21 protein-coding genes are annotated in these 19,656 nt (G+C 62.5%); 12 read left to right on the top strand and 9 right to left on the bottom strand.

Features of this window, described 5'->3' with window-relative positions:
* Nucleotides 1-12 precede the first annotated feature (12 nt).
* Both NKJ78_RS28310 and bmt read left to right on the top strand, forming a co-directional pair.
* Nucleotides 13-870 carry a helix-turn-helix domain-containing protein gene (locus tag NKJ78_RS28310; protein WP_023681768.1) on the top strand — a complete coding sequence of 286 codons (858 nt, stop codon included), beginning with the start codon at nt 13-15 and terminating at the stop codon, nt 868-870.
* A 115-nt stretch (nt 871-985) separates the two neighbouring features.
* On the top strand, nt 986-2,008 hold the full coding sequence (bmt, locus tag NKJ78_RS28305) for a betaine--homocysteine S-methyltransferase (RefSeq protein ID WP_023733760.1): 1,023 nt from the start codon (nt 986-988) through the stop codon (nt 2,006-2,008).
* A gap of 8 nt (nt 2,009-2,016) precedes the next feature.
* Here bmt and NKJ78_RS28300 read toward each other — a convergent pair whose 3' ends face one another.
* The 7 genes from NKJ78_RS28300 to NKJ78_RS28270 form a co-directional block, all read right to left on the bottom strand.
* Entirely contained in the window at nt 2,017-2,283 is a 267-nt protein-coding gene (locus NKJ78_RS28300) for a hypothetical protein (RefSeq protein WP_023724232.1), read from the bottom strand.
* A 240-nt stretch (nt 2,284-2,523) separates the two neighbouring features.
* Nucleotides 2,524-4,632: a vWA domain-containing protein gene (locus NKJ78_RS28295; protein ID WP_352460712.1), complete on the bottom strand. Its 2,109-nt coding sequence runs from the start codon at nt 4,630-4,632 to the stop codon at nt 2,524-2,526.
* A 2-nt stretch (nt 4,633-4,634) separates the two neighbouring features.
* A complete protein-coding gene (locus NKJ78_RS28290; RefSeq protein WP_023696454.1) occupies nt 4,635-5,195 on the bottom strand; it encodes an RNA polymerase sigma factor in 561 nt (186 codons plus the stop codon).
* Between the two features lie 215 nt (nt 5,196-5,410).
* Nucleotides 5,411-6,589: a BaiN/RdsA family NAD(P)/FAD-dependent oxidoreductase gene (locus NKJ78_RS28285; RefSeq protein WP_352460713.1), complete on the bottom strand. Its 1,179-nt coding sequence runs from the start codon at nt 6,587-6,589 to the stop codon at nt 5,411-5,413.
* 95 nt (nt 6,590-6,684) lie between these two features.
* A complete protein-coding gene (locus tag NKJ78_RS28280; RefSeq protein ID WP_352460714.1) occupies nt 6,685-7,422 on the bottom strand; it encodes a dienelactone hydrolase family protein in 738 nt (245 codons plus the stop codon).
* A 103-nt stretch (nt 7,423-7,525) separates the two neighbouring features.
* Entirely contained in the window at nt 7,526-8,212 is a 687-nt protein-coding gene (locus NKJ78_RS28275; protein WP_023830542.1) for a hypothetical protein, read from the bottom strand.
* 89 nt (nt 8,213-8,301) lie between these two features.
* Complete coding sequence (locus NKJ78_RS28270) at nt 8,302-9,876, bottom strand: trimethylamine methyltransferase family protein (protein WP_023670403.1); 1,575 nt, start codon at nt 9,874-9,876, stop codon at nt 8,302-8,304.
* A gap of 262 nt (nt 9,877-10,138) precedes the next feature.
* On the opposite strand from NKJ78_RS28270, the gene NKJ78_RS28265 reads away from it, so the two are divergent.
* Nucleotides 10,139-10,837 carry a cobalamin B12-binding domain-containing protein gene (locus tag NKJ78_RS28265; RefSeq protein ID WP_352460715.1) on the top strand — a complete coding sequence of 233 codons (699 nt, stop codon included), beginning with the start codon at nt 10,139-10,141 and terminating at the stop codon, nt 10,835-10,837.
* An 88-nt stretch (nt 10,838-10,925) separates the two neighbouring features.
* On the opposite strand, the gene NKJ78_RS28260 is transcribed toward NKJ78_RS28265, so the two are convergent.
* On the bottom strand, nt 10,926-11,066 hold the full coding sequence (locus tag NKJ78_RS28260; RefSeq protein ID WP_023670401.1) for an entericidin A/B family lipoprotein: 141 nt from the start codon (nt 11,064-11,066) through the stop codon (nt 10,926-10,928).
* A 65-nt stretch (nt 11,067-11,131) separates the two neighbouring features.
* Between NKJ78_RS28260 and NKJ78_RS28255 the strand changes: the two genes are divergently transcribed.
* Nucleotides 11,132-11,773, top strand: a complete 642-nt coding sequence (locus tag NKJ78_RS28255) for a DUF1638 domain-containing protein (protein ID WP_352460716.1) — start codon at nt 11,132-11,134, stop codon at nt 11,771-11,773.
* Between the two features lie 15 nt (nt 11,774-11,788).
* Here NKJ78_RS28255 and NKJ78_RS28250 read toward each other — a convergent pair whose 3' ends face one another.
* Nucleotides 11,789-12,355 carry a hypothetical protein gene (locus NKJ78_RS28250; protein ID WP_352460717.1) on the bottom strand — a complete coding sequence of 189 codons (567 nt, stop codon included), beginning with the start codon at nt 12,353-12,355 and terminating at the stop codon, nt 11,789-11,791.
* 84 nt (nt 12,356-12,439) lie between these two features.
* On the opposite strand from NKJ78_RS28250, the gene NKJ78_RS28245 reads away from it, so the two are divergent.
* The 8 genes from NKJ78_RS28245 (at nt 12,440) to NKJ78_RS28210 (ending at nt 19,614) form a co-directional block, all read left to right on the top strand.
* Entirely contained in the window at nt 12,440-13,015 is a 576-nt protein-coding gene (locus NKJ78_RS28245) for a DUF4893 domain-containing protein (protein WP_027050291.1), read from the top strand.
* Between the two features lie 110 nt (nt 13,016-13,125).
* Complete coding sequence (locus tag NKJ78_RS28240) at nt 13,126-13,908, top strand: formyl transferase (RefSeq protein WP_352460718.1); 783 nt, start codon at nt 13,126-13,128, stop codon at nt 13,906-13,908.
* Nucleotides 13,909-14,096: 188 nt separating this feature from the next.
* The gene (locus NKJ78_RS28235; RefSeq protein ID WP_023670397.1) at nt 14,097-14,399 is read left to right on the top strand and encodes a virulence factor; all 303 of its coding nucleotides are present in this window, start codon (nt 14,097-14,099) and stop codon (nt 14,397-14,399) included.
* Nucleotides 14,392-15,015: a methylenetetrahydrofolate reductase C-terminal domain-containing protein gene (locus NKJ78_RS28230; RefSeq protein ID WP_352460719.1), complete on the top strand. Its 624-nt coding sequence runs from the start codon at nt 14,392-14,394 to the stop codon at nt 15,013-15,015. The genes NKJ78_RS28235 and NKJ78_RS28230 overlap by 8 nt, the downstream gene beginning before the upstream one ends.
* A complete protein-coding gene (locus tag NKJ78_RS28225) occupies nt 15,012-16,103 on the top strand; it encodes a methylenetetrahydrofolate reductase (protein ID WP_352460720.1) in 1,092 nt (363 codons plus the stop codon). The genes NKJ78_RS28230 and NKJ78_RS28225 overlap by 4 nt, the downstream gene beginning before the upstream one ends.
* A gap of 80 nt (nt 16,104-16,183) precedes the next feature.
* Nucleotides 16,184-17,164, top strand: coding sequence for a methyltetrahydrofolate cobalamin methyltransferase (locus NKJ78_RS28220; RefSeq protein WP_023688111.1), 981 nt, complete (start codon nt 16,184-16,186; stop codon nt 17,162-17,164).
* A 22-nt stretch (nt 17,165-17,186) separates the two neighbouring features.
* Nucleotides 17,187-17,537, top strand: a complete 351-nt coding sequence (locus tag NKJ78_RS28215) for a hypothetical protein (RefSeq protein WP_156929758.1) — start codon at nt 17,187-17,189, stop codon at nt 17,535-17,537.
* Between the two features lie 7 nt (nt 17,538-17,544).
* On the top strand, nt 17,545-19,614 hold the full coding sequence (locus NKJ78_RS28210) for an ASKHA domain-containing protein (RefSeq protein WP_352460721.1): 2,070 nt from the start codon (nt 17,545-17,547) through the stop codon (nt 19,612-19,614).
* Nucleotides 19,615-19,656: the final 42 nt, after the last annotated feature.

Genomic DNA, 19,656 nt, shown 5'->3' with positions numbered 1-19,656 from the left:
GGAGAACGAACAGTGGACAAACGGGACCTTTCGGCAATCTTCCGGGAGCGCCTGAAGCTGCTCCTGACAAGGTCCGATCTCAACCAGTCGGCTTTCGCGTCAGCAGTCGGCATCGACCGGTCGGCTCTGTCGCAACTGATGTCCGGCGCCTCGACGCGCCTGCCACGCGCCGAAACGCTGCTCAACATCGCCGCCGAATTCAAGATCTCGCTGGACTGGCTGCTCGGCCTCTCCCAGGACGAAGGCGTCACCGGCGAAATCCGCGAAAGCCTGGAGATCGAAGAGGCGCCCGACGGCTTCGACCGCACGCTGCTCGCCAAATGGTTCGCCGAGGCCGCAGGCACCAAGATCCGCTATGTGCCGGCCGGCATTCCCGATCTCCTGCGCACACGCCAGCTGGTCGACTACGAAGCCAATATCACCAACCGCAGCCGTCTGGCGCAGGCCAGCGAGACGCAGTACCGCATCGAGTACAACCGGCGCCCTGAGACCGATATGGAAGTCTGCATGCCGCGCCACACGCTGGAGATTTTCGCCCGCGGCCTGGGCGTCTGGGACCGCTTTCCCGAGGCTGACCGCCGGCAGCAGCTTGCCCATATGGCGACGCTGCTTGACGATCTCTACCCCACCTTCCGCCTGTTCCTCTATGACGGCCGCATGCGCTATTCCATCCCGCTGACCATCTTCGGCCCTTATCGCGCCGCCATCTATGTCGGCGACATGTATGTCGTGCTGAACGCCACCCAGCCGGTCCAGGCGCTGACCCAGCATTTCGACAATCTGATCCGGGCCGCCGACATCAACCCGCATGAGGCCGCCGCCTACGCGCGCAATCTGGCCGGCGCGTCATTTCCATCGGGTTCTGCCTGATCCCCAACGCCCCGGAAAGGTGCGCCGCGCGGCAATTGCAGGTCGCAAACACATTGACTGGACATAAAGACTTCTTTATATCCTTATTCCATTCAAATATCTGAAAGTCGATCCGATGACCGCGAACAATCCCATCGATGCTCTGCTGGCCGAAAAGGGCGTGCTGCTCGCCGATGGCGCCACCGGCACCAATCTGTTCGCCATGGGTCTGGAGGCCGGCGAAGCGCCGGAGTTGCTGAACGAGGCAGCGCCCGACACCATCACGAGCCTGCACCAGAATTTCGTCGACGCTGGCGCCGATATCATTCTCACCAACTCGTTCGGCGGCACGCGCCACCGGCTGAAGCTGCACCATGCGCAGGACCGCGTGCATGCGCTGAACAAGCGCGCCGCCGAGATTGCCCGCGCGGTCGCCGACAAGGCCGGCAGGAAAGTCATCGTCGCCGGCTCGGTCGGTCCGACCGGCGAGTTGCTGGTGCCGCTCGGCGCCATGACCTATGACGAAGCGGTCGAGGCTTTTGCCGAACAGATCGAGGGTCTCAAGGAAGGTGGCGCCGAAGTCGCCTGGATCGAGACCATGTCTGCGCCGGACGAAATCCGCGCCGCGGCGGAGGCCGCCATCCGCGTCGGCCTGCCCTACACCTATACCGGTTCGTTCGACACTGCCGGCCGCACCATGATGGGCCTGCTGCCCAGGGATATCCACGGCGTCGTCGACGGACTTTCAGAGACGCCGCTCGGTGTCGGCGCCAATTGCGGTGTCGGCGCCTCCGACATCCTGGCCTCGCTGCTCGACATGACCGAGGCGAAGCCGGAAGCGACGGTGATCGTCAAGGGCAATTGCGGCATTCCCGAATTTCGTGGCACCGAGATCCATTATTCCGGCACGCCGGAGCTGATGGCCGACTATGTCCGGCTGGCGGTGGATGGCGGCGCGAAGATCATCGGTGGCTGCTGCGGCACGTCGTTCCAGCACCTTGCCGCCATGCGCAAGGCGCTCGACGCGCACACCAAATCCGAACGCCCGACCGTCGCGGGGATCGTCGAGCGCATCGGTCCGATGCGCAACAAGGTGGCGACGGAAAACACCGCCGAGACCAGCGAAGCCCGCCGCGAACGCCGCCGCAGCCGAGCCTGATATCGAACTTATTCGCTGTTTTCAGCGTAACGCGATAGCGCCGTCGTGAAATCCAGGGCGGTGCTGTCGGCGCTTTCATTCATCGTCACCAGGTCACCCGACGACTGCGGATTGCCGATCTGCTCCAGCATGACGCGAAAGCGGTCATTGGTCAGCGCCGACTTTGCGGTATTCCGGGCTGCGTCGACGTCATCCATGATGCGCCTGGATTCTGGCGACAGCGTTCCCGACGCCTGCGTGTGTCTCACCGCCGGCGTCGTGTTTCCAATGTTCATATCTGCAATTCCCGGCTCCCCAAGCCCAGTCCCGACCCCATGCAATAATAGCAGGGCATTGCGATGACGTTCCGGAAAAGCCGCGCAATTTAACGATCAGGCGGATCATCTGTGCGCTTCGGATCAATCGATCCGAAAAAAAGGCCGGCAGGGTTTCCCCCGCCGGCCTGCCTCACCCGCCCGTAGTCGGTTCCCCGTATCAGAACGACCCCCGTCTGAAAGGAACCGGCTGTATTGCCACTACCGGTTACCGCCCAGCGCCGAGGCAAGGCGCACAAGCGAAAGGAACTCGGACCTGTACCCAAACGGGTCGGCTCCTCGGGCGGCGGTGGCAATCTCCATGATCTTGTCGTAGCCGAACTTCGCGGTCGCATCCTCGTCGCGCAGCTTCTGGCCGAAGGCGGCGACAGCGACGGAGAAACGCTGGTCGGTGCTGGCCTGGTCGAAGGACGCGACCTCGTTGGCCGAGGTCACCGGCGTGGTGATCAGCTTCGAGACGTCTTCGTTCGGCAGCTTGTAGCGGATTTTCACAAAGGCATATTCGTCGGCATTGGCGACGCCGCCATTGTTGACCGTTGCCTGGCCGTAGCGCAGCGGATCCATCTGCTCGCCGCCACTACCCTTCGGCGTGATCTCGTAGATGGCGGTCACCGAATGACCGGAGCCGATATCGCCGGCATCGACGCGATCATTGTTGAAGTCCTCGCGGTTCAAGGCGCGGGTTTCATAGCCGATCAGCCGGTACTCCGAGACCTTGTCCGGATTGAACTCGACCTGGATCTTGACGTCCTTGGCGATGGTGAACAGCGTCGAGGAGGCATCCTCGACCAGAACCTTCTCGGCCTCGGCCAGCGTGTCGATATAGGCGGCGGTGCCGTTGCCGTTCTGGGCGATGGTCTGCATCATCTGGTCGTTCAGATTGCCGCGTCCAAAGCCGAACACCGACAGGAAGACGCCGGTCTTGCGCTCCTGCTCGATCAGTCGCTTCAGATCGTCGTCATCGGTCTGGCCGACATTGAAGTCGCCGTCCGTGGCCAGCATCACACGGTTGATGCCGTCCTTGACGAAGGACTGCTGGGCAAGCTTGTAGGCTTCCTTGATACCCGCCTCGCCGGCCGTCGAGCCGCCCGGCTGCAGATTGTCGATGGCGTTGAGGATCTTGTCCTTCTCGGTGACCTTGGTCGGCATCAGCACGGTGCCGGCGTCACCGGCATAGGTGACGATCGAGATGGTGTCGTCCGCCTTGAGCTTGCTGACCAGCAGCCGGAAAGCCGACTTGAGCAGCGGCAGCTTGTCCGGCTCATCCATCGAACCCGAGACGTCGATCAGGAACACCAGATTGGCCTTGGGCTGCTCGACCGGCTTGATGTCGAAGCCCTTGATGGCGACGTGCATCAGCTTGGTGTGCCCGTTCCACGGCGTCGGCATGACCCTGACGGTCGAGTTGAACGGCGTCGAAGCCGAGTCCGGACCCTTCCAGTCATAGGGGAAGTAATTGACCATCTCCTCGACGCGGACCGTATCGGCCTGCGGCAGGTAGCCCTGCTTCAGCGAGCCGCGGACGAAGGAATAGGAAGCCGTGTCGACGTCGATCGAGAAGGTCGAGACCGGATCCTGAAGCGCTGCATGCACCGGATTGGTCTTGAAATCCTCGACGCGGTCGCGGTTTGGCTCCTGCGGCGCAATCTGGTCGGCCGGCATGGTCGAGGGCTGCGCCAGGTACTTGGACTCACCAGCACCCGCCATGCGGTCGACCCGCGCGGTGCCGGCCGGGGCAGCCGTGCCGTCAAGCGAGAACTCGCGGCTCTCAACCGGCGCGGGCTCGGCCAACACGCCGCGCCCCAGCGCATCCTGCTGCGCCGGGGCGACAGCAACGGTCGATTCGGGTTTCGGCGGCGCGGGCGGCGTAAGCGACATAATCACGCGGCTTCGTTCATCCGCGTCGGCCTTCTTGTCGCCTTCAGGCGTCTGCTTTGCCTTGTCCGGCGCATTGATGGCGGGCTCACTGGTTGCCGGCTTGTCGGCCAGCGTCTCGGTGATCTTCTCGTCGCCGCCGAACGGCAACGGCTGTTCCCTCAGCATATGGAAGGTGGCGTATCCGGCGATCGGCAGGGCGACGAGCCCGGCAATGGCCGGCGTGGCGATGAGTTTCTTTTGCATGATCTCGCTCCAGAGCTTTTGTGCTCGCTCTGTGAGACGAAGCCCGCCGACCGATCCTTGGGTGACGGCAGAAATATTTTCCTGATCATAGGCGCTCATGGCGGCTTCGAAGGCGCGTGCCTTCGCGCTTTCGCCCGGCGCCGGTACTGCTGCGTCGCGCAGCCTGTTGAGTTCGTTGTCGTCGACCATGGTCACACTTCCCCGGCTGAACGCATCAACGTCTTCAGCCGTTTCTTCGCTTCATGGATGTGCCAGGAAACCGTCGTCTCCGAGATTGCCATCGCCTCGGCGGCGGCCGCGTGGCTCAAACCTTCGCCATAGACCAGAAGTACTGCATCGCGCTGCTTGTCCGGCAATTGCCGCACCGCTGCCCAGAGCGCCTCAGTCGGATCTTCGGGCTCGGCCGAGGCCTCTCCCGAAATCATGCTGTAGGCGCCGAAAGCCTCGGTCTTGACGTTTTCGCGCGTGGTCTTGCGCATCATGTCGCGCGCCGCGTTCAGCGTCACGGAATAGAGCCATGTCGTGAACGCGCCGCCGCCGCGATAGTCGCGGATCGCCTTGCCGAGACGGACACAGACCTCCTGGGCGATGTCTTCGGCATCGGCCTTTTTTCCGCACCAGCGATAGGCGGCGCGATAGACGAAGTCGTAGTGCCGCTCCAGCAATTTGCCGAAGGCGCCCCTGTCTCCGCCCTTCGCCCGCCCGATTAATTCGGCGTCGGAGGCTTCGCTTTCATCCAGCATCATCGCCATCATTTGCCTGTTGGACGAAGGCTAATGGCCAATCCTTGGGGTTATGGAAAGATTTTTTTCCGAGGCGACGGATGCACGCGCAACAGGTGCGCTGAGATTCAGGTCAGGCCGAGCCGAAAACGATGGATTTCGAGAACCGGAGCGGAGCGTACTTTTGGTACGCGAGCACCGGAAGCACAGAAAGCCGTCGTTTGCAGGCCGGCCTCACCTGAATATCAGCACACCTGGCCCGAGGCCCAGCCGGACGACCAAGCCCACTGAAAATTATAGCCGCCCAGCCAGCCCGTGACATCGACGACTTCGCCGATGAAAAACAGCCCCGGCACGGATTTCGCCTGCATCGTCTTCTGATCGAGCCCGTTGGTATCGACACCGCCAAGCGTCACTTCCGCCGTGCGGTAACCCTCGGAGCCGGCCGGCTTGATGCGCCAGTCGTTGACGGCGGCTTCGACGGTTTTCATTTGCAGGTCTGTCAAATCAGCGAGATTGCCATCGATCCCACTGCGCTCGGCGACTGCTTGCGCAAGGCGCTTCGGCAAATGGTTTGCAAGCACCGTCTGCACCGCTTGCCTGCCGTTGACGCGCCGGGCGGCGCGCAGCAGTTCCGCCACATCCCTCCCCGGCAGCATGGCGATGCGGATCTCGTCGCCCTCGCGCCAATAGGACGAGATCTGCAGGATGGAAGGCCCGCTCAAGCCGCGATGCGTAAACAGCATCGCCTCCGAAAACCGCGTCTTGCCGCAGGCGACTTCGGCATCGACGGCATTGCCGGCCAAGGGCGCCAGCCGCTCCAGCGTTCTTGCGTCGAAGGTAAGCGGCACCAGCGCCGGCCGTGTTTCCACCACCGCCAGGCCGAACTGCGCCGCAAGCTCGTAGCCGAAACCGGACGCGCCCATTTTGGGGATCGACTTGCCACCACAGGCAACGACCAGCGAATTGCAGGCGACGCTGCCAGTGGAGAGCGTCAGCACAAAACCGTCCGCGGCCTTGCTGACGTTCCTCACCTCGGTCGACAGCGCCAGCTCCACGCCGCTATCCTGCATTTCAGAGACCAGCATGTCGATGATCAGCCGCGCCGAGCCATCGCAAAACAGCTGTCCCAGCGTCTTCTCGTGATAGGCGACGCCGTGGCGTTCGACGAGCTCGATGAAATCGCGCTGCGTGTAGCGGCTCAGCGCCGAGATGCAGAAATGCGGATTGCCGGAGATGAAATTCTTCGGGCTCGCATGGATGTTGGTGAAATTGCAGCGGCCGCCGCCCGAGATGCGGATCTTCTCGCCGGGCTTTGCCGCGTGATCGAGCACCAGGACCGAGCGGCCGCGCTTGCCGGCCTCGATGGCGCACATCATTCCGGCCGCACCGGCGCCGATCACCACGACATCATAGGATTGCATCAGGCTGTTCGTTCCCGCTCGACTGGCGATGTTTTAACGGGCCGCGCCAATCGTGCAGTCTCTACCCGTTCGTTGCGACTTCAGGCAACGCCTCGTTAGATCAGCGTCTCGGCGAACAGCGTCGTCAATCGCTTCCAATGACGTTCGGCGCCGGCCGCGTTGAAGACGCTGTGATCCGACACGCACCAGCCATGCGCCATGCTGGCATAGTTCTCCAACAAATGGTCAACCTCCGCCACGCGCAGCGCCTCGGCCAGTCGCGCCGACTGCTCCGGCGGAAAGCTGCGGTCCACCCCAGACGTTCCGACATAGACCCGCGCCTTGATCATTGCAGCCTTGCGGTGCGGACTGTCGGCGGCATCGCTGGCCAGATTGCCACCATGGAAGCTTGCCGCCGCCAGGATGCGATCGGGATAGGTTGCAGCCGCATTCAAAGCCCGCGCCCCGCCCATGCAGTATCCGACGACACCGACCGGTCCGGTGACACCTCCAGCGGTAAGCGTGTCGAGGAACGCCCTGCTGTCGCGGATGGTCATGTCCTGTGTCGTGCCGTGGACCAACGCCGTCAGCGCGACCTTGGTCTCCTCGACGACGAAAGCGGTCTTGGGCTCGAACGGCCCGTAGGGTGCGTTGCGATAGAAAAGATCCGGCACCAGCACCGCACAGCCCTCGCCAGCCAGCCGCTCCGCCATTGCGTCGAGCGCCGGTCGCGGACCGAAGGCGTCCATATAGAGAATGACACCGGCCCTGGACGGGGAAGCGGTCGCCGAACGGAACAGCCCGGCTTTCGCTACGCCGTCCTCGGTTTTTATCTCAATGTCCTGCTTCGCCATGGCGCGCCCCGTTGATTGTCGTGTGTACATATAAGCAGGCATTGTCAGGGCAAGCCGTTCCCTGACAATCCCGTTCAACACTTTGTGCGGGCTTTCGACCCGGCTACAGGCCGGCAAACGCCGTCATGTGAAAGGCCTGAACCTCAGGCGGATAGCGATGGGCCGTGCCATACGGACAGGCGTTGCGGTCGAGGCAGCCGCCGCCGCGGCATGGTTCGCCCTTCGATCCCCGCACATGCGCCAGGCAAGCCTGATGAGCGAAACCATCCGCGGAATAGGCATCGACCGGACAGGATTTCAGGCAAGGTTTTGCGACACAGGCGTCGCAAAGGTGAATCGCTTCGCGACGTTCAGGAAGCGCGATCTCATCCTCGAACAGCAACGCGCCGCGATAGGCATGCCAGAGCCCGTACTGCGGATGCATCAGGATGCCCAGCGGCGACGGTCTCAGCCCCTCCGCTCGCATCGCCCATTGCTGGAACGGCAGATAAGGTCTGTCCGAAGGCGAAACGGCGCGCGCGCCGAATTTCTCCGCCACCGCACCGATCACTTCGCGCGACCATGTGTCGAGCGGATTAGCAATGGTTTGCGGTTGCCGGTCGCGCCAGCGCAGGAAATGCGGCCAGGGTGCCGCTCCCGCCTGCCCGACCAACAGCACGGATTTGGCGGGGGCAACTGAAGGGCCATGCGGCGGCGTTTCGCTTGTTGCGAAATTGAAGCCACCGCGCAGGATGAGGCCGTCAGCGGAAAGCGCGGCCGCTATCTCGTCAGCCCGGCGCCGCGCAATCATCCCTTCTTGTCCGGGTCGGAGAAAGCGCTCCGCCAGACTTCCTTGTGGATGATGTTGGCGACTTTAGCCCCGCCTGACTCGGGCTCCTTTCAGGTGAAGGCGTCAGCCATCGACGCCTTCTTCGTCGCGATGTAGTCCTTCAGCCCGTCGTCGATGCCCGGATCGAGATACGGCGCCTCATAGGTCTCCAGCCAGCGGCGGGCGAGTTCGTTGGCGCGCTGCGGCGCTGTCTTCTCGCCCTCGGCCAGCCATTGCTCGTAGGAATTGTTGTCGGCGATGCTGGAGCGGTAGAAGGCGGTCTGGAAATTGGCCTGGGTGTGGTCGCAGCCGAGATAGTGGCTGCCCGGGCCGACCTGGCGGATGGCGTCCATCGCCTGGCCGTTTTCCGAGAGGTCGACGCCTTCGGAAAACTTTTGCGTCATGCCGAGCTGGTCGATGTCCATCATGAATTTTTCGTAGCAGGACGCCAGTCCGCCTTCGAGCCAGCCGGCCGAATGCAGGACGAAATTGGTGCCGGCAAGAATGGTCGAGTTGAGCGTGTTGGCGCTCTCATAGGCGGCCTGCGCATCCGGAACCTTGGAGGCGCAGAGCGAGCCGCCGGTGCGGAACGGCAGGCCGAGGCGGCGTGCAAGCTGTGCGGCGCCGTAGGAAACCAGCGACGGCTCCGGCGTGCCAAAGGTCGGCGCACCAGACTGCATGGAGATCGACGAGGCGAAGGTGCCGAACAGCACCGGCGCGCCGGGACGGATCAACTGCGTGAAAGAGGCGCCGGCCAGCACCTCTGCCAGAACCTGCGTCAGCGTGCCGGCAACGGTCACCGGGCTCATCGCGCCGGCTAGGATGAACGGCGTGACGATGCAAGCCTGGTTGTGGCGCGAATAGACTTTCAGCGCGCCCAGCATGGTTTCGTCGAACACCATCGGCGAATTGGCGTTGATCAGGCTGGTCAGCACGGTGTTGTTTTCGACGAAATCGTCGCCGAACACGATCTTGGCCATGGCGACGGTGTCTTCGGCCCGCTCCGGCGCCGTCACCGAACCCATGAACGGTTTGTCCGAATATTTGATGTGGCTGTAGATCATGTCGAGGTGGCGTTTGTTGACCGGCACATCGACCGGCTCGCACACCGTGCCGCCCGAATGGTGGATCGACGGCGCCATATAGGCGAGCTTCACGAAATTCCGGAAATCCTCGATCGTCGCGTAGCGCCTGACACCGTCGAGATCGCGCACGAAGGGCGGACCATAGACCGGCGCGAAGACCGTGGCGTTGCCGCCGATCTGCACCGAACGCTCGGCGTTGCGCGCATGCTGGGTGTAGATGGGCGGCGCGGTCTTCAGCAGCGAGCGGCAGAGGCCCTTGGGAAAATGCACGCGCTCGCCCTTGACGTCGGCGCCCGCCTCTTTCCAAAGCTGCAGCGCCTCGGCGTCGTCGCGAAAGATGATGCCGATCTCTTCCAGCACCGTATCGGTGTTGTTTTCGATAATCGCCAGGCCTTCCTCGTTGAGGACCTCATAGATGTTGATCTTGCGCTTGATATAGGTGAGCTGGGTGCCCGGTCCGCCGCCCGAGCGCGCCGCCCGCCTTGCAGCCGCGCCGCCGCTGGCAGCACGTCCACGTCGCGCATTGGACGCTTCCTGGTCGACTGACGCGTTTTCACTCATGATCGTTTTTTCCCTAAAAACCGTTTGCGGCCGCGTATGGCGGCTTCTCGCCCGGATCGTAGTCATGCACCCTATTCGAAACGGCCCGCCAGCGCCAACGCCTGTCGCAAAATCGACAAGAATTCCAATAGATTTGCGGTCGCTTTCCTTTTGCGGGAAGTCGCAAATCAGCTATGGATACCTGCCCCCGCCGGGTTAGGTATTGACGCGATTATTTTAAGCCGCCGTGATCGCATCCCGTGCGGCAAGGAGCCCGAGAAAAATGGCCGACGACGAGATCATCCTCTCCGAGCTTTCCGACGACGAGTTGGTGCAGCAGATGCACGACGATCTCTATGACGGACTGAAGGAAGAGATCGAGGAAGGCACCAACATCCTGCTCGACCGCGGCTGGGTGCCCTACAAGGTGCTGACCGAAGCTCTGGTCGAAGGCATGCGCATCGTCGGCGAGGACTTTCGCGACGGCATCCTGTTCGTTCCCGAGGTGCTGCTGTCGGCCAACGCCATGAAGGCCGGCATGTTCATCCTGCGCCCGCTGCTGGCCGCCACCGGCGCGCCGAAGCAGGGCAAGATGGTGATCGGGACCGTCAAGGGCGACATCCACGACATCGGCAAGAACCTCGTCGGCATGATGATGGAGGGCGCCGGCTTCGACGTCATCGATCTCGGCATCAACAATGCGGTGGAAAAATACCTCGACGCCATCGAGCAGCACCAGCCCGACATTATCGGCATGTCAGCGCTTTTGACCACGACCATGCCCTACATGAAGGTCGTCATCGACACGATGAAGGAAAAGGGCATCCGCGACGACTATGTCGTCCTGGTCGGCGGCGCGCCGCTAAACGAGGAATTCGGCAAGGCCGTCGGCGCCGATGCCTATTGCCGCGACGCGGCTGTGGCGGTCGAGACCGCCAAGGACTTCATGAAGCGCAAGCATAACGTGCGCGCTTCAGCCTGATCTGTTACGCAAGGCGTCTGGGCCACAATCGAAAGCCGCGCCTTGCAGCGCGGCTTTTTTGTTCCAGCTATTGGAACGGATGGCTGCGTCAGGGTTTGGTGACGGTGTCGTCGACGGCTTTGGCAGTCGATTTGATATCCCGGCCGACACCACGGACGGTGTTGGCACAGGCCGTAAGCGCCAGGACGCAGGCAAGGATTGCAATCGGCGCAACGCGTAACAGTTTCATGGACGGTTTATCCCTCTCTCGATAGATTCGCCCCACAGCAACGAAGGCCGCTTCGACCGGGTTCCATGGCCAGAATGCAAAAAACGAAACCGAATCAAGACGACAGGCTGCTGGTCATCGCCTGTGGAATGATTGCGCGCGAAGTTTTGGCCGTCAAGGAGCAGCTCAAGCTCGACCATCTCGACCTGACCTGCCTGCCGGCGGAGTTCCATTTCTACCCCGACCGCATCGCACCGGCGATGGACAAGGCGATCGAAAAGGCCAAGGCGGAAGGCTATAGCAACATCTTCGTTGGCTATGCCGATTGCGGTACCGGCGGCATGCTCGACCGGGTCCTGGAGAAGCACGGCGTTGAACGCATGGCCGGCCCGCACTGCTTTGCCTTCTACCAGGGCATGGACGCCTATGCGAAGGTCGCCGACGACGACATGATGTCGTTCTACATGACCGATTTCCTGTGCCGCCAGTTCGACGCCTTCTTCATGAAGCCGCTCGGCCTCGACAAGCACCCGGAGCTGATCAAGGACTATTTCGGCAACTACCAGAAGCTGATCTACATCGCCCAGACCGACGATCCGGAACTCGACAAGGTCGCCGAGGAGGCCGCGAAGATGCTTGGCCTCGCCTATGAGCGCCGCTCGACCGGCTATGGCGACCTGACGGCTGAATTGGCGCGGGTGGCGGCACATCCAGAAGAATTGCGTTAGGCGCCCGACTTCGGATTATTTGCTCTCCGGTTGCGGATCCGACACGAAATCGACAACGCGGCCGTTGTCTAACCGGATCGGCCCTCTTGCAGTTGGATCCTTGCGCAAAGCCTCTGCAAGCAGAGCGTCGACTGTGTCGAGATTGACCTGCAGAATTTTGCGGTCGCCCAGTTCCCAGTACTCGCCTTCATCGAAGACGTCGAACTTGTCGAAAAAAGGAGCAACTTTGCGAAGCAACTCGATGATCTCGATATGCGCCTCCGACCCCGCAAACTGGGTCTTGCAATATTGCTGCATGAAGAGGTCCCTGTCGAACTCGAACCTTAGGCGATCCGACTTGGGATGCGGCAGGCATTCTATCCCCATGACCGGGCCGATATAGTCAACGCTGCGTTCGTCGATGACCCGGTTGAGAACCATTTCGGCCTCGTCTATCGGCCGAAATCGCCAGTCTCGAGCGATGGCAAGCGCTTCAACTTCCTGCAACAGCGCAAGATATTGTTCCTCTCCGCGCAGTTGTCCCTCAAAATGGATTGTAACCCCCACGCGCACCTCCCGCGGAACATACCGCTGTTTAAGCACGGATGACAGGCCGCCGCGAATGGGTAAGTTGTGCGCTGGAAGATAGAATCGGCTGCTCCAGCCGCGCCAACATGGATACCACCGATGACCGCTCGCGTCCTGCTCGCCGCCGTTTGCCTGCTCTGTTTCGCCCTGCCCGCTCGCGCCGACGGCGAGGTGCAGAAGATCATCACGCCTGCCGACAAGGTTCGCCTCGACAAATATGGCGAGACCCGCAAGGCGGCGCTGGCCGAGGCAAAAGCGGGAGACCCGGCTGAGGTCAGCCAACTCGACGCGCTGCTGGCAAAGCCGATAGTGGCCTTTTCCGACAAGGACCTGAGCGGCAACTGGCAATGCCGAACCATCAAGGTGGGCCTGACCGGCCCGCTGGTCATCTATGGCTGGTTCAAGTGCAAGGTCACGGACGATGGCTCCGGCTGGCAGCTGGAAAAGGTCAGCGGCTCGCAACGCACCAAGGGCCGTTTCTTCGACGATGGCGAAAAACGCGCGATCTATCTCGGCTCCGGCTATGTCAATGACAACAAGCCAAAACCCTATGGCAGCGGCCCGGAAAGCGACCAGGTCGGCTATGCCTTCCGCACCAGCGCCAATGAATGGCGCATCGAATTCCCGGCGCCCTACTACGAATCGAAACTCGACATCATCGAGTTCAAGCGCTGATCCGTTGGTCTCTCGCTGGCCGGGCGGTCATCAAGATTTAACCTCGCCCGGCACAGAATTGAGCCGGGCAGCGCACGGCAAATGGTTGCGCGCCGGCAAGAAAGCGCGCCATGGCATCAGCGGTTGAAAAAAGTGCTGCGATCGTCATCGTCACCGAAGGCGGGCCGCACATCTGGGCCATCGTCAACGCCATCGCCGACCAGCTCGACCCTGTCAGCGTCATCCTCGAAAGCCCTGAATCCAAAAAGCAATTGCTGCTCGGCCGCGCGCGCCGCCAGGGCTGGTTTTCGGCCATCGGTCAACTCGGCACGATGGTGTTGACGAGGCTCGGCAAGCGCTTCTTCGCTGGCCACGCAGAGCGGCTCATCGCCGATCAGAAGCTTGAGACCGAGCCGAAGCCGGGACAAAAGATCATCCACGTCTCCTCCGCCAACGCAGCCGATTGCCTGCAGGCGATCGCCGACATCCGCCCGGGCGTGGTGCTGCTCGCCGGCTGCCGGCTCTTGTCCCGGCAGACGCTGGCGCAAATGCCCTGCCCGGTGCTCAACTACCACGCCGGCATCGCGCCCAAATACCGCGGCATGAATGGCGGCTACTGGGCGCTGGCCTGCGGCGATCCCCAGAATTTCGGCACCACCGTGCATCTGGTCGACGCCGGCGGCGACACCGGCGGCGTGTTGAAACAGGCGCGCGGCAAGCCGGAGCCCGGCGACACTATTTCGAGCTATGCGTTGCGCCAGGCGGCGTTCTCGCGTGACATCTGCGTCGAGGCGGTCCGCGGTGCCTTGGACGGAAAGTTGGCCACGATCAAGCCGGACCTGCCCTCGAAACAATGGTACCACCCGACGATCTGGTTCTATCTCTGGACCGGCCTGACCAAGCGGGTTTGGTAGCCAGCCTTCCCTCGGAATCTCGCCTTTCTTTTTGCGACTCTCAATAGCGTCGCTTTTGAATGCGCGCGCGTCGTCCCATAACAAGCAGCCCCACTGCGCATCCGGCAATGCTCACACCAGCTGGATAAAGTGGTGGAACGTCGTTTCCCTCATGGACGCACGGCGCTCTACAGGGAGTGAGAGAATTCATGGCCGATCTGATCGTCGTCTATTGGCGCGACATCCCCGCCCAGGTCATCGTCAAGAAGGGCCGGCAGAACGCCAAGCGCGAACTGCCGCTGCGCTTCACCGAGGCGATCGATATGTGCGCCATGCGCACCGGCGCCGGCGGCACCGACGATTACCTCGCGGAATGGCGCAAGGCCGATCCGATCCCGGTCGGCGACGACCTCGAAGCCGAGGTCGAGAAGGCATTCAGCGACATCGACGCGAAATACGACCGCGAGCGGCTGGTCGCTCTGGTCAAGGCGGGCGGGAAAGAAAATGTCTGAAACCACTCCTGCCAAAGAGGGGCCAAGGATTACCCAGCCGGTTACCCAGGCCACTCAGGTCAAGAAAGCAGCGCCGAAATCCGACTACAAGCCGGCCGACGTATCGCCGCAGCGGCGCGTGCAGCGCTCGTTTGCCATCAGGCTGTGGTCGATCCGCCATTCGCGATTGCTCGAATGGTTCTACTCCAGATTCGCAGACATGTTCCTGCTTCTTCATCCGCTTTGGAAAGGCCTCGGCTATGGGCGCGTCGAGGCGCCGATCAAGTTTGTCGAAAGGCGCGTCAAGGGCTTCATGTTCGACTGCCGCATGTGCGGCCAGTGCGTCCTGTCCTCGACCGGCATGTCGTGCCCGATGAACTGCCCCAAGCAGCTGCGCAACGGCCCGTGTGGCGGCGTGCGCGCCAATGGCAATTGCGAGGTCGAGCCCGATATGCCTTGCGTATGGGTCAAGGCCTGGGAAGGCTCGCGGAACATGGAGCATGGCGACAGGATCCTGACCGTGCAGAAGCCGGTCGACCAGTCGCTGCGCGAAACCTCGGCCTGGCTGCGGGTGACGGCGCAGTCGGCAGCGGCCCGTGAAGCCGCTGCCAAAGCCAATACCGGAGCGGCCGCGTGATCGGCCGCCAGCGCGACGAAAACCCGGCCGGCATCCATCTGCCGCTAGATCCGCTGCCCGGCCACTCCTCGCGTGGCCGGCTGGAGCGCGTGCTGCGGCGCGGCGAATTCGCGGTCACCACCGAGCTCAACCCGCCCGACAGCGCCGATCCGGAAGACGTCTACAACAGGGCGAAAATCTTCGACGGCTGGGTCGACGCCATCAATGCCGTCGATGCCTCCGGCGCCAACTGCCACATGTCGTCGGTCGGCATTTGCGCGCTGCTCACCCGCATGGGCTACGCGCCGATCATGCAGATCGCCTGCCGCGACAGGAACCGCATCGCCATCCAGGGCGACGTGCTGGGCGGTGCGGCGATGGGCGTCGCCAACATGCTGTGCCTCACCGGCGACGGCGTCCAGGCCGGCGACCAGCCCGGCGCCAAGCCTGTCTTCGACCTCGATTCCATGTCGTTGCTGGAAACCTGCCGCATCATGCGCGACAACGGCAAGTTCCTGTCCGGCCGCAAGTTGACGACGCCGCCGCAAATTTTCCTCGGCGCCGCCGTCAACCCCTTCGCGCCACCCTTCGATTTCCGCCCGATCCATCTCGGCAAGAAGATCGCCGCCGGCGCGCAGTTCGTGCAGACGCAGTATTGCTTCGACGTGCCGATGTTCAGAACCTTCATGCAGAGGGCGCGGGACTTGGGGCATACGGAAAAAGTTTTCATCCTGTGCGGCGTCGGCCCGCTGGCTTCGGCCAAGACGGCCAAATGGATCCGCTCCAACGTGCCGGGCATTCATATTCCCGATACCATCATCAAGCGGCTGGAATGCGCGCAGGACCAGAAGAAGGAAGGCAAGCAGCTCTGCACCGACATCATCAACGAGGTGAAGGAAATTCCTGGTGTCTCCGGCATCCATGTGATGGCCTACCGCCAGGAGGAATATGTCGCCGAGATCGTCGATGAATCGGGTGTGCTGAAAGGCCGCCAGCCATGGAAACGTGAGATCCGCCACGACGATCAGATGGTCGCCGACCGGCTCGAGAGCATACTGCACGACGACATTACCGAAACGCAGGTGGATATGGTGAAGACCGCGCACTGACAGCGCGGACGGCCAGCCATTCGCTTGAATGAAACCAGACAACGATATAAAGAAATCTTTATATCAGGCGGAGAGACTTCATGACCCGGACCATCGTCGCCTCGGCGACACGAGAGATCATCATCGGCTTCGACCAGCCTTTCTGCGTCATCGGCGAGCGCATCAACCCGACCGGCCGCAAGAAGCTGGCCGCCGAGATGATCGCCGGCAATTTCGAGACCGTCATCAAGGATGCGCTGGAACAGGCCGCCTGCGGCGCCACCATGCTCGACGTCAATGCCGGCGTCACCTCCGTTAATCCGAACGAAACCGAACCCGGCCTGCTCGTGCAGACGCTGGAGATCGTCCAGGGCCTTGTCGACCTGCCGCTGTCGATCGACTCGTCGGTGACCGCCGCCATCGAGGCAGCGCTCAAGGTCGCCAAGGGCCGGCCGCTGGTCAACTCCGTGACCGGCGAAGAGGAAAAGCTCGAAGCCATCCTGCCGCTGGTCAAGAAGTACAACGTTCCGGTCGTCGCCATCTCCAACGACGAGACCGGCATTTCGATGGATCCGGATGTGCGCTTTGCCGTCGCCAAAAAGATCGTGCAGCGCTGCGCCGATTTCGGCATTCCCGCGCATGACGTCGTCGTCGACCCACTGGTGATGCCGATCGGCGCGCTGGGCGATGCCGGCCGCCAGGTCTTCGCGCTGTTGCGCCGCCTGCGTGAAGAGCTCAAGGTCAACACCACCTGCGGCCTGTCCAACATCTCGTTCGGCCTGCCGCACCGCCACGGCATCAACGCCGCCTTCATCCCGATGGTGATCGGCGCCGGCATGACCTCGGCGATCATGAACCCGGTGCGCCCGCAGGAAATGGAAGCCGTGCGCGGCGCCAATGTGCTCAACGGCACCGACGAGAACTGCACCAACTGGATCAGGACCTACAAGGACTACAAGCCGGCCGAAGGCGGCCAGGCGGTCGCAGCGCCCACCGCGGTTAACGCTCCGGGCGAAGGCGGCGGCAATGGCAATGGCGGTCGCCGTCGCGGCGGCCGTGAAGCCCGCATGGCCAGGGGATAGAGCGAGACAGGACACGGTTTTCTTGACAGATCAAGACCGCACAAGGCCTGAAATGCCGAACTGGCAGGTAATTCTGCGAGTGGCTTTTTGCAGCGTATTTATGCTTTTGGCCGGGTCCTATGCCTTCGGCTATCTGAGTCATGAATACCTCCGGTATTTTGTTCTGTGTATCTACGCCACTGCCTTTCTAATGTTTGTCCTGATCGCATTTCCACTTCTGCTCGGGGCAATTCCCGCAAGGACATTGGACCGGCAAAGACTGGACAATTTCTCCATGTTTTGGCTGCGATGGTATCCGCTGCCGCTCATCGCTTCCTATCTGGCAAGCCTCGCATATGTGAAATCTTTTCCCAGTGCCGGCTTAGTCGAGTAATGAAAATATGAACTCGCCTGCAAACATTACCGATCCGCTCGTGCTGTTCATGCCGTCAGGCAAGCGCGGGCGGTTTCCTGTCGGCACGCCGGTGCTCGACGCCGCGCGCCAGCTCGGTGTCTATGTCGAAAGCGTCTGCGGCGGTCGCGCCACCTGTGGGCGCTGCCAGATCGAGGTGCAGGAAGGCAATTTCGCCAAGCACAAGATCGTCTCGTCCAACGACCACATCTCGCCCAAGGGCGCCAAGGAAGAGCGCTACGAGCGCGTCCGCGGCCTGCCCGAGCGGCGCCGCCTCTCCTGCTCGGCGCAGATCCTCGGCGACCTCGTCATCGACGTGCCGCAGGACACGGTCATCAATGCACAGACCATCCGCAAGGATGCCGACACCCGCGTCATCGCCCGCGATTCAGCGATCCGCATGTGCTATGTCGAGATCGAACAGCCCGACATGCACAAGCCGCTCGGCGATCTCGACCGCCTCAAGATCGCGCTGATGAAGGATTGGGGCTTCAAAAACCTCGAATTTGACTTCTACCTGATGCCGCAGGTGCAGGGCATACTGCGCAAGGGTAACTGGACCGCCACCGCCGCCATCCACAAGGACGCCGAAAGCGACATCGCCCGCGTCATAGCACTCTGGCCCGGCCTCAAGAACGAAGCCTATGGGCTGGCCTGCGACATCGGCTCGACCACCATCGCCATGCATCTGGTGTCGTTGCTGTCGGGCCGCGTCGCCGCCTCGTCGGGCACGTCGAACCCGCAGATCCGCTTCGGCGAGGATCTGATGAGCCGCGTCTCCTATGTGATGATGAACCCGGACGGCCGCGAAGGCATGACGGTCGCCGTGCGCGAGGCGATCTCGGGCCTGGTCGACAAGGTCTGCGCGGAAGGCAATGTCCAGCGCAACGACATCCTGGATTCCGTCTTTGTCGGCAATCCGATCATGCACCATCTGTTCCTCGGCATCGATCCGACCGAACTCGGCGGCGCGCCCTTCGCGCTCGCCGTCTCGGGCGCGGTGCGCATCAAGGCCTCCGATATCGGCCTGAAGCTCAACCAGGGCGCCCGCCTCTATATGCTGCCCTGCATTGCCGGCCATGTCGGCGCCGATGCGGCGGCGGTGACGCTGTCGGAAGGCCCGCACCGCCAGGACGAGATGATGCTGATCGTCGACGTCGGCACCAATGCCGAGATCGTGCTTGGCAACCGCAAGCGGGTGGTCGCAGCCTCCTCGCCCACCGGCCCGGCCTTCGAGGGCGCCGAAATCTCCGGCGGCCAGCGCGCCGCCCCCGGCGCAATCGAGCGCGTGCGCATCGACCCCGATACGCTGGAGCCGAAATACCGCGTCATCGGCTCTGAACTCTGGTCCGACGATCCCGGCTTCGTCGACAGCGTGCAGGCGACCGGCGTCACCGGCATCTGCGGCTCCGGTATCATCGAGATCGTGGCCGAAATGTACCTCGCCGGCATCATCTCCGAGGATGGAGTGATCGACGGGTCGCTGGCCGAGCGCTCGCCGCGCGTCACGGTCAACGGCCGCACCTTCTCTTATGTCTTGAAGGAAGGCGAACCCAAGATCACCATCACGCAGACCGACGTGCGCGCCATCCAGCTTGCCAAGGCGGCGCTCTATGCAGGCACCAAGCTTCTGATGGAAAAGCAGAACACCGAACACGTCGACCGCATCCATTTCGCCGGCGCGTTCGGCTCGTTCATCGATCCGAAATACGCCATGGTGCTCGGCCTGATCCCGGATTGCGACCTCGACAAGGTCTCGGCCGTCGGCAACGCCGCCGGCGCCGGTGCGCGCATGGCCCTGCTCAATCGTGGCTATCGCCGCGAGATCGAGGACACGGTCAGCCACATCGAGAAGATCGAGACCGCACTGGAGCCGAAATTCCAGGAGCATTTCGTCTACGCCATGGCGCTTCCCAACAAGGTCGATCCGTTCCCGAAACTGTCGGCGGCGGTGAAATTGCCGCCACGCAGGACCGTCAGCCAGGATGGCGTCGCCGGCGACGCCGCCCCGCGCCGGCGTTCGCGTGAAGGCCATGCCGCCAGGCGCAGCCGGGAATAAGCCACCTTACGAAGGCCGCCAATTCGACCAATTTCATTTGTA

The sequence above is a fragment of the Mesorhizobium sp. M0037 genome (genome assembly GCF_040323635.1).
GTDB lineage: Bacteria > Pseudomonadota > Alphaproteobacteria > Rhizobiales > Rhizobiaceae > Mesorhizobium.
The sequence above is the reverse complement of the archived record's forward strand: the minus strand, read 5'-3'. Positions and strand labels throughout refer to the sequence as shown.

Bases quoted from the DNA above. Each gene is read 5' to 3' on its own strand.
- NKJ78_RS28285 (WP_352460713.1), bottom strand. From the start codon at position 6,589: ATGCAATCCTATGATGTCGTGGTGATCGGCGCCGGTGCGGCCGGAATG.
- NKJ78_RS28275 (WP_023830542.1), bottom strand. From the start codon at position 8,212: ATGATTGCGCGGCGCCGGGCTGACGAGATAGCGGCCGCGCTTTCCGCT.
- NKJ78_RS28210 (WP_352460721.1), top strand. From the start codon at position 17,545: ATGAACTCGCCTGCAAACATTACCGATCCGCTCGTGCTGTTCATGCCG.
- NKJ78_RS28235 (WP_023670397.1), top strand. From the start codon at position 14,097: ATGGCCGATCTGATCGTCGTCTATTGGCGCGACATCCCCGCCCAGGTC.
- NKJ78_RS28245 (WP_027050291.1), top strand. From the start codon at position 12,440: ATGACCGCTCGCGTCCTGCTCGCCGCCGTTTGCCTGCTCTGTTTCGCC.
- NKJ78_RS28300 (WP_023724232.1), bottom strand. From the start codon at position 2,283: ATGAACATTGGAAACACGACGCCGGCGGTGAGACACACGCAGGCGTCG.
- NKJ78_RS28260 (WP_023670401.1), bottom strand. From the start codon at position 11,066: ATGAAACTGTTACGCGTTGCGCCGATTGCAATCCTTGCCTGCGTCCTG.
- NKJ78_RS28270 (WP_023670403.1), bottom strand. From the start codon at position 9,876: ATGAGTGAAAACGCGTCAGTCGACCAGGAAGCGTCCAATGCGCGACGT.
- NKJ78_RS28230 (WP_352460719.1), top strand. From the start codon at position 14,392: ATGTCTGAAACCACTCCTGCCAAAGAGGGGCCAAGGATTACCCAGCCG.
- NKJ78_RS28255 (WP_352460716.1), top strand. From the start codon at position 11,132: ATGGCCAGAATGCAAAAAACGAAACCGAATCAAGACGACAGGCTGCTG.
- NKJ78_RS28290 (WP_023696454.1), bottom strand. From the start codon at position 5,195: ATGGCGATGATGCTGGATGAAAGCGAAGCCTCCGACGCCGAATTAATC.
- NKJ78_RS28265 (WP_352460715.1), top strand. From the start codon at position 10,139: ATGGCCGACGACGAGATCATCCTCTCCGAGCTTTCCGACGACGAGTTG.
- NKJ78_RS28280 (WP_352460714.1), bottom strand. From the start codon at position 7,422: ATGGCGAAGCAGGACATTGAGATAAAAACCGAGGACGGCGTAGCGAAA.
- NKJ78_RS28220 (WP_023688111.1), top strand. From the start codon at position 16,184: ATGACCCGGACCATCGTCGCCTCGGCGACACGAGAGATCATCATCGGC.
- NKJ78_RS28295 (WP_352460712.1), bottom strand. From the start codon at position 4,632: ATGGTCGACGACAACGAACTCAACAGGCTGCGCGACGCAGCAGTACCG.
- NKJ78_RS28240 (WP_352460718.1), top strand. From the start codon at position 13,126: ATGGCATCAGCGGTTGAAAAAAGTGCTGCGATCGTCATCGTCACCGAA.
- bmt (WP_023733760.1), top strand. From the start codon at position 986: ATGACCGCGAACAATCCCATCGATGCTCTGCTGGCCGAAAAGGGCGTG.